This window comes from Cytobacillus sp. Hz8, from assembly GCF_042263505.1.
GTDB lineage: Bacteria > Bacillota > Bacilli > Bacillales > Cytobacillaceae > Bacillus_BE.
Genome location: NZ_JBHKFI010000024.1, coordinates 50,231 through 62,133 on the forward strand (window position 1 = coordinate 50,231; position 11,903 = coordinate 62,133).

Annotated in this window: 15 protein-coding genes and 1 rRNA gene; 13 read left to right on the forward strand and 3 right to left on the reverse strand. The window is 37.4% G+C overall.

Going from position 1 to position 11,903, the window contains the following annotated elements; genetic code table 11:
- The first annotated feature begins 373 nt into the window (after window positions 1-373).
- The 7 genes from ACE38V_RS20900 to ACE38V_RS20930 all read left to right on the forward strand — a co-directional run bounded on the left by ACE38V_RS20900 (window position 374) and on the right by ACE38V_RS20930 (window position 5,341).
- A complete protein-coding gene (locus ACE38V_RS20900; RefSeq protein ID WP_375844372.1) occupies window positions 374-1,213 on the forward strand; it encodes an energy-coupling factor ABC transporter ATP-binding protein in 840 nt (279 codons plus the stop codon).
- Window positions 1,189-2,058 (forward strand): energy-coupling factor ABC transporter ATP-binding protein, encoded by an 870-nt coding sequence (locus tag ACE38V_RS20905; RefSeq protein WP_375844374.1) that lies wholly within the window; start codon window positions 1,189-1,191, stop codon window positions 2,056-2,058. Before ACE38V_RS20900 ends, ACE38V_RS20905 begins: the two co-directional genes overlap by 25 nt.
- On the forward strand, window positions 2,055-2,852 hold the full coding sequence (locus ACE38V_RS20910; RefSeq protein WP_375844376.1) for an energy-coupling factor transporter transmembrane component T family protein: 798 nt from the start codon (window positions 2,055-2,057) through the stop codon (window positions 2,850-2,852). Before ACE38V_RS20905 ends, ACE38V_RS20910 begins: the two co-directional genes overlap by 4 nt.
- A gap of 12 nt (window positions 2,853-2,864) precedes the next feature.
- Window positions 2,865-3,602: a tRNA pseudouridine(38-40) synthase TruA gene (truA, locus tag ACE38V_RS20915; RefSeq protein ID WP_375844378.1), complete on the forward strand. Its 738-nt coding sequence runs from the start codon at window positions 2,865-2,867 to the stop codon at window positions 3,600-3,602.
- Window positions 3,603-3,997: 395 nt separating this feature from the next.
- Window positions 3,998-4,435, forward strand: coding sequence for a 50S ribosomal protein L13 (gene rplM, locus ACE38V_RS20920; RefSeq protein ID WP_375844381.1), 438 nt, complete (start codon window positions 3,998-4,000; stop codon window positions 4,433-4,435).
- A 19-nt stretch (window positions 4,436-4,454) separates the two neighbouring features.
- Complete coding sequence (rpsI, locus tag ACE38V_RS20925; RefSeq protein ID WP_375844383.1) at window positions 4,455-4,847, forward strand: 30S ribosomal protein S9; 393 nt, start codon at window positions 4,455-4,457, stop codon at window positions 4,845-4,847.
- A 239-nt stretch (window positions 4,848-5,086) separates the two neighbouring features.
- Window positions 5,087-5,341 (forward strand): alpha/beta-type small acid-soluble spore protein, encoded by a 255-nt coding sequence (locus tag ACE38V_RS20930; protein WP_375844385.1) that lies wholly within the window; start codon window positions 5,087-5,089, stop codon window positions 5,339-5,341.
- Between the two features lie 164 nt (window positions 5,342-5,505).
- Here ACE38V_RS20930 and ACE38V_RS20935 read toward each other — a convergent pair whose 3' ends face one another.
- The gene (locus tag ACE38V_RS20935) at window positions 5,506-6,090 is read right to left on the reverse strand and encodes a DUF4352 domain-containing protein (RefSeq protein ID WP_375844387.1); all 585 of its coding nucleotides are present in this window, start codon (window positions 6,088-6,090) and stop codon (window positions 5,506-5,508) included.
- A 212-nt stretch (window positions 6,091-6,302) separates the two neighbouring features.
- Between ACE38V_RS20935 and ACE38V_RS20940 the strand changes: the two genes are divergently transcribed.
- From ACE38V_RS20940 to ACE38V_RS20950, 3 genes are all read left to right on the forward strand, one after another.
- Window positions 6,303-6,746: a YbaK family protein gene (locus tag ACE38V_RS20940; protein WP_375844388.1), complete on the forward strand. Its 444-nt coding sequence runs from the start codon at window positions 6,303-6,305 to the stop codon at window positions 6,744-6,746.
- A 71-nt stretch (window positions 6,747-6,817) separates the two neighbouring features.
- Entirely contained in the window at window positions 6,818-7,537 is a 720-nt protein-coding gene (gene cwlD / locus ACE38V_RS20945) for an N-acetylmuramoyl-L-alanine amidase CwlD (RefSeq protein WP_375844405.1), read from the forward strand.
- 166 nt (window positions 7,538-7,703) lie between these two features.
- A complete protein-coding gene (locus ACE38V_RS20950) occupies window positions 7,704-8,753 on the forward strand; it encodes an Mrp/NBP35 family ATP-binding protein (RefSeq protein WP_375844390.1) in 1,050 nt (349 codons plus the stop codon).
- Between the two features lie 131 nt (window positions 8,754-8,884).
- Here ACE38V_RS20950 and gerD read toward each other — a convergent pair whose 3' ends face one another.
- Window positions 8,885-9,451 carry a spore germination lipoprotein GerD gene (gene gerD / locus ACE38V_RS20955; RefSeq protein ID WP_375844394.1) on the reverse strand — a complete coding sequence of 189 codons (567 nt, stop codon included), beginning with the start codon at window positions 9,449-9,451 and terminating at the stop codon, window positions 8,885-8,887.
- Between the two features lie 155 nt (window positions 9,452-9,606).
- Here gerD and ACE38V_RS20960 point away from each other — a divergent pair, with 155 nt between their 5' ends.
- On the forward strand, window positions 9,607-10,272 hold the full coding sequence (locus ACE38V_RS20960; protein ID WP_375844395.1) for a KinB-signaling pathway activation protein: 666 nt from the start codon (window positions 9,607-9,609) through the stop codon (window positions 10,270-10,272).
- A 32-nt stretch (window positions 10,273-10,304) separates the two neighbouring features.
- Here ACE38V_RS20960 and pdaB read toward each other — a convergent pair whose 3' ends face one another.
- Window positions 10,305-11,057, reverse strand: a complete 753-nt coding sequence (gene pdaB / locus ACE38V_RS20965; protein ID WP_375844398.1) for a polysaccharide deacetylase family sporulation protein PdaB — start codon at window positions 11,055-11,057, stop codon at window positions 10,305-10,307.
- A gap of 146 nt (window positions 11,058-11,203) precedes the next feature.
- Between pdaB and ACE38V_RS20970 the strand changes: the two genes are divergently transcribed.
- Both ACE38V_RS20970 and ACE38V_RS20975 read left to right on the forward strand, forming a co-directional pair.
- The gene (locus ACE38V_RS20970; protein WP_375844400.1) at window positions 11,204-11,449 is read left to right on the forward strand and encodes a hypothetical protein; all 246 of its coding nucleotides are present in this window, start codon (window positions 11,204-11,206) and stop codon (window positions 11,447-11,449) included.
- A 246-nt stretch (window positions 11,450-11,695) separates the two neighbouring features.
- Window positions 11,696-11,903 (forward strand): 16S ribosomal RNA (locus tag ACE38V_RS20975); the annotation flags it as partial.

The following is an 11,903-nucleotide window of genomic DNA, read 5'->3' on the forward strand; positions in this document are numbered from 1 at the left end:
GAAACCGAAATAATAAATAGTTGAGTTATACTCGGCTTTTATAGGTTGGTCATTTGACTTACATGTCTCGTCTAGCTCTCGCACCTCCACTCCTTTAATTCGTATATCGTCTTGTTAATGAATCGTGTCGATAGTGGAGGTGCAGGCTTTTATTTATGTATTCAATGGGCCCATGATTTTCGAAGACACATTGTTTATTTTTTTTGCAATTATTTTTTTATATTCGTTATCATTATTTTGTCTTCATTTCATTAAGGCTCGCCAGTTGGCGAGTTTTCTTTATATCCATTGAATTTAATTATGCTATATTAAAATATAATGAGTGATGATATAAAGAGTTTGAGAATAGCAGAGCTGAGAAAGGGGGATTCAGGTGAATAGAGCGCTTGTAACATTGGATCATGTGTCTTTTACTTATGAAGGACAGGCGGACTACGCCTTGCACCAGGTCTCATTTAAGATCTATGAGAATGAGTGGTTAGCAATCGTTGGACATAATGGTTCTGGAAAATCCACTTTAGCAAAACTAATGAATGGCTTACAATTCCCACAAGAGGGCAGTATCAATGTTTGTGGAATGACACTATCGGAAGAATCCGTTTGGGAAATAAGAAAGCGCATTGGTATGGTTTTTCAAAATCCAGATAATCAGTTTGTCGGGACAACCGTTCAGGATGATGTGGCTTTTGGGTTAGAAAATAACGGAATCGAAAGAGAAATTATGGTGGAGCGGGTGAAAAGCTCCTTAGAAAGCGTCAAAATGGATGGTTTTCTCAATCAAGAGCCGCACCATCTTTCAGGTGGACAAAAACAAAGGGTTGCGATTGCAGGTGTGATTGCACTACGACCCGATATTATTATCTTAGATGAGGCAACCTCTATGCTAGATCCTAGAGGCAGAGAAGAGGTATTAAATACAGTAAGGGAGTTAAAAAGGGATCATCAGATGACAGTTATCTCGATTACCCATGATTTAGAAGAGGCTGCAAGGGCTGATCGCATGATTGTCATGAATAAAGGCCAGTTATATCGGGAAGGTACTCCAACGGAAATTTTTCAAATGGATGAAGAACTAGTGAGACTTGGACTTGATATTCCTTTTCCAATCAAAATGAGTAAAATGCTTAGGGAAAAAGGACTTCCCATTGCAAAACATTTCCTATCAGAAGAAGAGTTGGTGAATGAATTATGGACATCTCACTTCAGCAAGTAGAATATCGCTATCAAGCTAATACTCCGTTTGAACGACTTGCCCTCCAAGATGTATCGATTGATATTCCAAGTGGTACCTATCTTGCGATTATTGGTCATACTGGTTCAGGAAAGTCTACTGTTTTACAGCATTTAAATGTTTTATTAAAGCCAACTAAAGGAAAGGTCATAATTGGTGAGCGGGAAATTAACTCCGGGAAGAAACAAAAGGATCTCAAAGGAATAAGAAAACGAGTTGGAATTGTTTTTCAGTTTCCTGAACATCAGCTTTTTGAGGAAACGGTTGAAAAGGATATTTGCTTTGGTCCGATGAACTTTGGGGTTTCTGAAGAACAGGCAAAGCTCCGTGCTAAAAAGGCTATTGAGCAGGTTGGTTTAGCACAGGAAATAATGGACAAGTCTCCTTTTGATTTATCTGGTGGTCAAATGCGACGGGTCGCGATTGCAGGTGTATTAGCAATGGAGCCGGACGTGATCGTATTAGATGAGCCGACGGCAGGTCTCGATCCAAGAGGTCGGAAGGAGATCATGGAGATGTTCTACCGATTACATCAGGAAAGAGGATTATCTACCGTGTTGGTCACTCATAGCATGGAGGATGCGGCAATGTATGCTGATCGAATTGTGATTATGCATAAAGGAAAGGTGTATAAGCAAGGAACACCGAAAGAAATTTTTTCATCTCCAGAAGGCTTATTGGAACTCGGATTAGATGTTCCAGAGGTAGTTCGTTTTCAAAATAAATTTGAGCATACCTTTCATGCTAAGCTTTCAAAAACCTGTTTAACCATGGAAGATTTAACAGAGGAAATTGCTGATTTCTTCAAGGGGAGTGATCGCAAATGATGGATAATATGATTTTGGGGCGCTATATCCCTGGTGAGTCCATTATTCATCGAATGGATCCTCGCTCAAAGCTAATCCTTGTATTTTTATTTGTTTGTATCGTTTTTATTGCAAATAACAATTTAACTTATGGGTTGATTACTCTTTATACCATTGTGATGGTCACGTTTTCAAGGATTTCCATTCGCTTTATTATTGCAGGTATGAAGCCTGTTATTTGGTTGATTTTATTTACGCTTGTGCTGCATTTGTTTTTTACAAGAGAAGGAGACGTTCTATTCCATATTGGTTCATTCAAAATTTATGAAGAGGGCGTTCGCCAAGGGATTTATATTTCTATTCGCTTCTTTTTATTGATTATGATCACGTCATTATTAACGTTGACCACTACGCCTATAGAGATTACCGATGGTCTTGAGACATTATTAGGTCCATTAAAAAAAATCAAGTTTCCTGTACATGAGCTTGCTTTAATGATGTCCATTTCTTTAAGATTTATTCCGACTTTAATGCAGGAAACGGATAAGATTATGAAAGCGCAAATTGCACGCGGAACGGAATTTTCAAGCGGCCCATTGAAGGAAAGAATAAAAGCCATTGTGCCCCTACTCATTCCTTTATTTGTGAGTTCTTTTAAAAGAGCGGAGGAGTTAGCTGTCGCAATGGAGGCCAGAGGGTACCGTGGCGGTGAGGGACGAACGAAGTACCGTGTATTAAGTTGGCGGGGTACAGACACAATTATGCTATTGTTACTCGTTGCAGTAACTGCTTTATTGACCATATTTAGAACATAGGGATGCTGTATGATGCAAAGGTTAAAATGTAAGGTTCAATATGATGGGACAAGCTTTTCAGGCTATCAAGTACAACCAAATAAACGAACGGTCCAAGGAGAGCTGGAAAAGGCTCTCCAAAGGCTTCATAAGGGCGGAATGGTTAAGGTTTACGCATCTGGAAGAACGGATGCAGGAGTGCATGCTAAAGGGCAAATCATTCATTTTGATTCTCCATTAGCGATTCCTCTAATTAAATGGGAAACCGCTCTCCAATCAATGCTTCCTCAGGATATAGCTGTCTCTTGTTTTGAGATGGTTGCTCCTGGCTTTCATGCGCGCTTCGATGCAAAAGGAAAAGAATATCGATATTTTGTCCATATTTCACCGCAGCGCGATCCGTTTAAACGGAATTACAGTTACCATTATTCATATCCCCTTGACTTTGAGAAGATGAGAAACGCAAGTGAATCTTTACTGGGAACCCATGATTTTACTAGCTTTTGCTCCGCTAAATCAGAGGTTGAGGATAAGGTAAGGACTATTCATGCGATTGAAATTTCACAGGATGGGGATTTGCTTATGTTTCGTTTTGTTGGAAATGGTTTTCTTTATAATATGGTAAGGATACTGGTTGGAACCTTATTAGAAGTCGGGTCTGGAGGCCTTTCGCCAGCTTCTGTGAAAGAAATAATCGAGAGAAAAGATCGGCAATTTGCTGGTAAAACGGCACCACCTCAAGGGCTATTTTTGTGGGAAGTGTTTTATTGAGTAAGAGGAAAACTGGTTGAATGACAGGAAAAGATTTTGAGAATTTAAATGGATATAGATTATGAAAGCTGATCATAATCGCAAATAAATTAGGAAAATCAGTTATATCCAGTTAATTAAGACCATTTTGCTTTTTTGAACGTCGTTTGGGATTTTTTGAACTAGGATTTCATTATATTTCACATGGCCATGATTTTTAACAATCCAATACTCTCAAAAAATTTTTTACCCGTGACAACTATTCCTGGTGTAACATCCTCTTGACATGTACACTGGACTGATATATCATAATATGGTATGTATTTTAATCCCACGGTAAGCCCCGGAACTTATTGTGATCAAAATATACGAACTCAAAAATTTATGAAAATGGATATTGATTAGGAGGGAAACTCATGCGTACAACGTTTATGGCGAATGCCCAAAACATCGAGCGTAAATGGTACGTAATTGATGCAGAAGGTAAAACTTTAGGTCGTCTTGCTAGCGAAGTTGCATCAATTCTACGTGGTAAACATAAACCAACTTACACACCACATGTTGATACAGGTGATCATGTAATTATTTTAAATGCTTCTAAGATTGAATTAACTGGTAAAAAATTAACTGACAAAATTTATTACCGCCATACAATGCATCCAGGTGGTTTAAAAACAAGAACTGCTCTTGAAATGCGTACAAATTACCCTGAAAGAATGTTAGAACTTGCTATCAAAGGCATGCTTCCAAAAAATTCTTTAGGTCGTCAAATGTTCAAAAAATTACATGTATATGCTGGTGCAGAACACAAACACCAAGCACAACAACCTGAAGTTTACGAACTTCGTGGATAATTAAAGGGAGGGTATTAACTTGGCACAGGTTCAATATATTGGTACTGGTCGTCGTAAGAGCTCCGTTGCACGTGTTCGTTTAGTTCCAGGCGACGGAAAAATCGTAATCAACGGTCGTGACATCGAAAACTACATTCCATTTGAAGCACTTCGTGAAGTAGTAAAACAACCATTAAACGCTACGGAAACTTTAGGTAGCTATGATATTCTTGTAAACGTAAAAGGTGGAGGTTATACTGGTCAAGCTGGCGCAATCCGCCATGGTATCGCTCGTGCGTTACTTCAAGTAGATCCAGAATACCGTCCAACACTTAAACGTGCTGGATTATTAACCCGTGACGCTCGTATGAAAGAACGTAAGAAATACGGTCTTAAAGGCGCTCGTCGTGCACCTCAGTTCTCAAAACGTTAATTTTTGCCGTTTTTCAGAAGGCTCTCAAGCATTTTGCTTGGGGGTCTTTTTTTGTTTTAATAAAGCATAAATTGCCAACAGTGGTGAAAGCTTCATGTAGTGCCCATTTCAGGAATAAAGTATTAATGTAACTATGTTGCTGTTTTATTTAAAGGCTCGCCAAATAATCGATTTTTCTTTCTATTTAACAATGGTTTCGCTTTAATTTGGGCAATTTATAAGAAAAGGAGGGAATATGTATGGCGAGAAGAAATAGAATCTTAGTCCCGGAGGCACAGAATAGACTTAATCAGTTAAAGGCAAAAGTAGCAGGAGTGAATCAACCGGAGCAAGCAAAATTTGAAGCAGCGGAGGAGGCAGGTGTCCCTCTTCATAAGGGATATAATGGGACGCTAACTTCCAAACAGGCTGGCAAGATTGGCGGCAGATTAGGGGGAAATATGGTTAAAGAACTTGTAAAAATGGCGCAAGAAGATTTGAGTAAGAGACAATAGCAGGGGAAAGAAAAGGGGGCGGAATCTACATAAGAGTCGCCTCTTTTTTTAGTTCAGAGAGACTGGGCAGTTCATTTTATTTAAATTTCTCCTATATTTTGCAAAAAATAAAAAAAGGCGGATGCCACATATAAAGCATCCACACTCTCAATATACCTTTGTATTTATTTTAAGTTAATGATTTCTGTTTCTGTTCCAAATGCCCCTGTTTGTACCTGCAATTGGAGATCATTTGCCTTGGCAATATCAGGTGCGACATCAAAAACGACTTTCCCTGACATTTCGGAGTCTGGATTTAATTGTTGGGCAAAAAAGCTATTTTGAATATCTCCACTTTCACTCTGATTTGCGGAAAGACTTGCTGCTGAGTCTGCCTCATAGGTTTTATCTCCACGCTTCAGTTTAAAAAAGCTGGAATCTACTGTTACGGCTTCATTCCCATTATTTTTCACATTGACTTTAATGACAACGAAGGTTCCATTTGCCTTTTCAGGTAAAGCGGAAGGGCCTACCTGTGTGGCTGTATCCTTGCTAATTACATTATATACCATATCTCCAATTTTTACTTGATCGCCAATTCCATACGTTTTCTTAGCAGGTTCCTCAGTCTTATCTTTTTCATTGGTTGTGGTTGTTTTTTCATCATCGTCTCCATTCCCGCAGTTGGCAATGGCAATGACAACAATAATTACTAATACCCAAAACCAAAATCTTTTATAAAACGGTTTTTTTCTTTTTCCATCTGCCATTTTTAATCCCCTTTAATGTATTTAATTTTTCAGCTAATTGCTTTGATTTTTATTTTTTATCATTTTCCTTTTATTATTCATTTTTCTTGTGGTTCGTCTTTTATATCAAGCGTTGGATAATTTAGACAATTAATTGGTAATGGAATGCGGTCTAAAGTTTGAATGACTCCTTCTTGGAAGTTGAAAAATATCTTCAAGGGGCGTGAAAGCAAGTGACTGTGATAACAACCTTTATTGAAAAAAAACAAGAAAAAAGGATTAAATATGAACGATCAGTACTAAGGGAAATATCGATTAATACCTTAAAGGAACGAGTACAAACCTATTTCGGCACATCTAATCTCACTTCTCACCTCGTTATGGAGAGAGGAATTGAAGAAGCATTATATGATGTGGCGATTGAATCGTATTTATTGGGTGCTCATTTTAGTCGATTTGGCTATTATGGGGAGTCAGCGGAAAGTGTAAAAAAGCGCTGCTATTATGAAGAAAAACATTTAATTGATACGTTATATAATTTTATATTGTTTTGGGGGAAAGGTTCGGAAGGAGTTTATAGTGAATCGTTATTTTATTTGTGTGAGCAGTATGTTGATAGTTGGTGGAGAGATGGGTTTCGAAAGGGAGAACGAAGATATAAGCTAAGACTTCATTAGTTGTTCTAGAATTCCCGCTTGTCCCATATATTGAATTATGAGGGACAAGCGGGAAGGAATGATTGGGATCAATGGGAAAAAAGCTAAAAATTGTCGCCTTTATTGCCGGACTTCTTATTTTTTTCATCATATTGCAATATGATTTTATCAATAATAGTTCTTGGAAATCATGGAATCTTCCTTTATCAGGAAGGGTTATTTTGCTTGATCCTGGTCATGGTGGTCCGGATGGGGGAGCGGGAGATAAAGATGTACTGGAAAAGGATATTGCCCTAAATGTTTCTTTGAAGTTACGGGATTATCTTCAGGAACAGGGGGCACTTGTTATTATGACAAGGGAGAAGGATAAGGATCTTGCTGATGAGGATACAAGGGGCTATAGCAGAAGAAAAGTGGAGGATTTGAAGAAAAGGCTTGATATGATTAATAATTCAGGTGCAGATTTTTATATTAGCGTTCATCTAAACGCAATTCCATCACCAAGATGGAGCGGAGCACAGACTTTTTATGCGCCACAATTATTGGAGAATCAAAGGGCTGCAAGATTTATTCAGGACGAATTTCGCACGAATTTAGAAAATACGACGAGAAAGTCTAAAGCGATGAATTCAGTCTATATCCTTAAGCATTCGAATAAACCGGGTGTTCTTGTGGAAATCGGTTTTCTATCAAATCCAGAGGAAAAAGAAAGGCTGAAAAGCGACGCTTATCAAGAAAAGGTAGCAGCTTCAATTTATAAAGGCATGCTTCGGTATTATTCAAAGGAAAAGGAATTAACAGAAAGTGAATAAATGGAAAGAAGGCTGATGTCTTCTTTTTTCAATTGTTTTTTTGCTTGTTCTCTTTTTCACCGAATATTAAGGCATATCTTTGAAGTTTCCGTGATTGAATTAACAGCTATTTTGGCCATATATGTTATACTGGTAAAAGAAAACGAATACATAGGCGGTGATTTTATTGTTAACAGAAGCACAGGTAAGAGAGTTAATCGGTGAGTTACAAGAACCATTTTTACATAAAGCGTTAAAGGATTTAGACGGTATTTTAGAAGTAAAGATAAAAGAAGAGAAGAATCACGTGAGTGTAAAAGTGGCGATCGCGAAGACAGGTACTGCTGAACAGCTTCAATTGCAGACTCAGATTGTAAATACTTTAAAAGAAGCAGGAGCACAAACCGTTGGAATTCGTTTTGGGGAACTACCAAAAGAGGTAATTGAAAAATTCAGAGCGAATGAACAAGAAGAGAATCCAGGTCTTCTTAATGGCAGCAAAACGAAATTTATTGCCATTGCGAGCGGAAAAGGCGGGGTTGGAAAATCCACCGTGTCAGTTAATCTTGCAGTTGCCTTAGCGCGTTTAGGGAAGAAGGTTGGTTTGATTGACGCGGATATTTATGGATTTAGTGTCCCTGATATGATGGGAATTACAAAACGTCCAGTCGTTCGTGGAGAAAAAATCCTTCCTGTTGAACGCTTTGGAGTAAAAGTCATTTCCATGGGCTTTTTTGTTGAAGATAATGCCCCCATTATTTGGCGTGGACCAATGCTTGGAAAAATGTTGAATAGCTTCTTTAATGAGGTAGAATGGGGGGATTTAGACTATCTTCTTCTTGATTTGCCTCCAGGTACAGGAGATGTAGCTCTCGATGTCCATTCTATGCTACCGGCATGTAAGGAAATTATTGTTACAACTCCACATCCAACAGCAGCTTTTGTAGCAGCACGAGCAGGTGCAATGGCACTTAGAACCGAGCATGAATTATTAGGGATTATCGAAAATATGGCATATTTTGAAAGTAAGGTTACAGGTGAAAAAGAGTATGTATTTGGCCAAGGTGGCGGTGAAAAGCTAGCGGAAGAGCTAAAAACTGAGATTCTCGGTAAACTTCCACTTGGACAACCAGATTGGAATGACGATGATTTTGCCCCTTCTATCTACCAATTGGATCACAAAACAGGTCAAATTTATCAAGAAATTGCACAAAAGGTTGCCAAACTATTAGGATAATCAAAAAGGAGAGGCGTGTCTAACTTAGGCAGTCTCTCCTTTATTATTTATAAGAATGTTTTTTAGAATTAGGGATAACACAGCAGCATATTTCAATCATGAGGTAGACTTTTTAAAGTGTTATTTTGGTATTAGCTTTTCTTTTCCTCTTTGCTTTTTGCCTCCTCAGCTGCCTTCATCAAAATATCTTGAATCTGAGTTTTGAAAGAAGGGGTATTGAATGTTTCGGTTATGATTTTTTGCAAATGGCCCCTGTACTCTTTGCTTTTTAAAATCGTGGTGACTTCTTTTTCTAGCTCGGGATCCTTTAAAATCTCAATCATTTTCGCACGATATTCTGGATCATTCATTAAATCCTTCAGCAATTTTTCATTCTCTTTATTCATGCTTTTTGCCATGGCGTTTGCAAACTTCGGATCCTCAAAGGATTTTTTCCAAAATTCAGTTCCCTTATCCGAAGTTAAGGTTTTTTGAATGGTCTCTGAAACCACTTTTTGATCCATGACTAGTTCTTGTTTCATTGAATCGTCTTTCATAATCTCCTGGATGGCCTTTTTACCATCATCTGTTTTTAAAATATCTACTACCATTTTTTTAGTTTCATCATAATCCATTTGCTTAGTTGCTAAATCGCCTTGTGCGCATCCAGTAAAAATCAATATGGTAGGTAGGAGGAGCAAAAGGAATCTCAATCGCATAGCAAAAGCTCCTTTCAAAAAGAGTTATCCCTATTTCTATATTGAAGAAATTTGAGCATTATTATGCGTGAAATGACGGAATTTCTAGATTTTTCATTGAGTGGTTGGTACAATCAAGTAAGAAGAATCAGAATATTTTTTTGGAGGAATAAAAAGTGACAAGCCGAAATTGGGTGAAGTTCTTTTTAACGACCCTGCTTATTGGTGCAATGACAACGGGAATTGTGGGGATGGTTGTTAGATGGAATGAGTTTGAATCAGCATTTAAAAATTTTAATCTTATTGAAATGTTATCCGCTTTTTTATGGTTATTCGGAGTAGGGCTAATCTTTAGTCTCCTAAGTCAAATGGGGTTTTTCGCTTACTTAACCGTCCATCGTTTTGGGCTTGGAATGTTTCGATCTGTAACATTGTGGAATATCGCACAATTAATCTTGATTGTGATTGCTATTGTTGATTTAGTTTATTTAAGATATACACGGTTTGCCTCTAATGGAGAAAGTATTCTTCCTTATATTGGAATAGCCTTGTTTCTCTTGATAGTCGGATTGATTGTTGCGTATATAAAGGCGAAGGAAACAAATAAGAGCGCGTTTGTTCCAGCACTGTTTTTTATGGTAGTGGTAACAATCATTGAGTGGGTACCGGTTTTGCAAAATAATAAACCAACCTGGTTTTATATCATGCTCTTTGCTTTATTAGTATGTAATTCCTATCAACTTTTATCCCTTCATAAAATTAATCAAAAGTCCGCTGAACAGCTGAAGAATAAACCAGTGAAATCTGGTAGATCCGGAAAAGTAGTGAAGCCGTCCAAATAAATGGGCGGCTTTTCTGTCGATTTTTTAATATCTTATTTTATTTCTCGTGTTTTTGAACTAGCATTGGCAATCATTTCTGAAACAGATACTAATTTTAAATGTTTGTTATCTAATTTATCGATAATTTCGGGTAATGCCCTTGCTGTTTGTTTTGCTGAATCAGAAGCATGCATTAAGATGATATCTCCTTTTTTTGCCTCGGTTGCATGGTCGACTATTTCTGTAACACCAGGATTTGTCCAATCCTTGGTATCCACACTCCAATGAACGACAGTAAGGCCAAAGCGATTTGCAACCTTTAGGGTACGCTGATCGAAGTGTCCAGTTGGGGCACGTACTAATTTAATATCTTTCACATTCAGCTTTTGAAAAGCAACCTGTGCTTTTGATAAATCTTGTCTTATTTTTGCATCTTCAAGCTCCGTGTAATCAACATAATTATATCCAAGAATGCCAATCTCATATCCTTCCTTGACAATTCGATTGACTAAATCAGGATGCCTTTCTGCCCATGAACCAGATAGAAAAAAAGTGGCTGCTGGAACTTTCTCCTTCTTTAATACATCAAGAATTGGCTCTGCTTTTTCATCCCCCCACCCAATATTAAATGTTAAAGCAACATTTTGTTCTCCTTTATAAACGGCTTTTGGACTATCCTTTGCAGAGAAAACGGGTACTTGTACAATGTTTTCTAAATATAAAAACCAAGCTGTGAAAAATGCGGCAACCATAATGAGAATGACTTGTTTAATCGACTTACCGTTTAATATAAAAAAGAAATTCATTTTATACTCACCTCTTGTCCATACCATTCTTGTTTTCATTTTTATGCAGATATTGAAGTGTTTATGTTAAAAAAAATGACTTATAAAATTAGGAAAAGTGGATAACACTACAATAACTTAATTTTCATTATTTGGAGTGGTTATGGATGATAGGAATACTGATAAATGAAATAGAGGTTAAAGAGCTTGAATATTTATTAAAGAGAGAAATGGATGAAATTTTATTTGATTTAAGGGATGACCGAATTGATCATATTGTAAAAAGGGCTATGGAAGAACGGTATAAAATTTTGTTTAGTTTATTTAAGCGAATAGCTGAACCAAAAGAATGTCTACAATACACGCGTTCAAGTAAATTGAAAAGAATTGGACAAAATAAAACGATGAATTGAATAACATTATAAGGAAAATAATTTAAATCTTGTTGACATAAAGAAATTATCTTGGTATATTAATAAACATCGCTGAAACGAACTGAAAAAACAACACAAAAAAGTTGTTGACATTCAATATCAAATGATGATATATTAAGAAGGTCGCTTCGAGCGAATGAATGAAAAATTGCTCTTTGAAAACTAAACAAATCATACGTCAACGTTAATTCTATTATTTTTAAAATTAAGAGCTAATCTTACTCTTTTTTGGAGAGTTTGATCCTGGCTCAGGACGAACGCTGGCGGCGTGCCTAATACATGCAAGTCGAGCGAACTTGCGGGAGTTTGCTCCCAAAAGTTAGCGGCGGACGGGTGAGTAACACGTGGGCAACCTGCCTGTAAGACTGGGATAACATCGGGAAACCGATGCTAATACCGGATAATTCTTTCCTGCTCATGCAGGAAAGCTGAA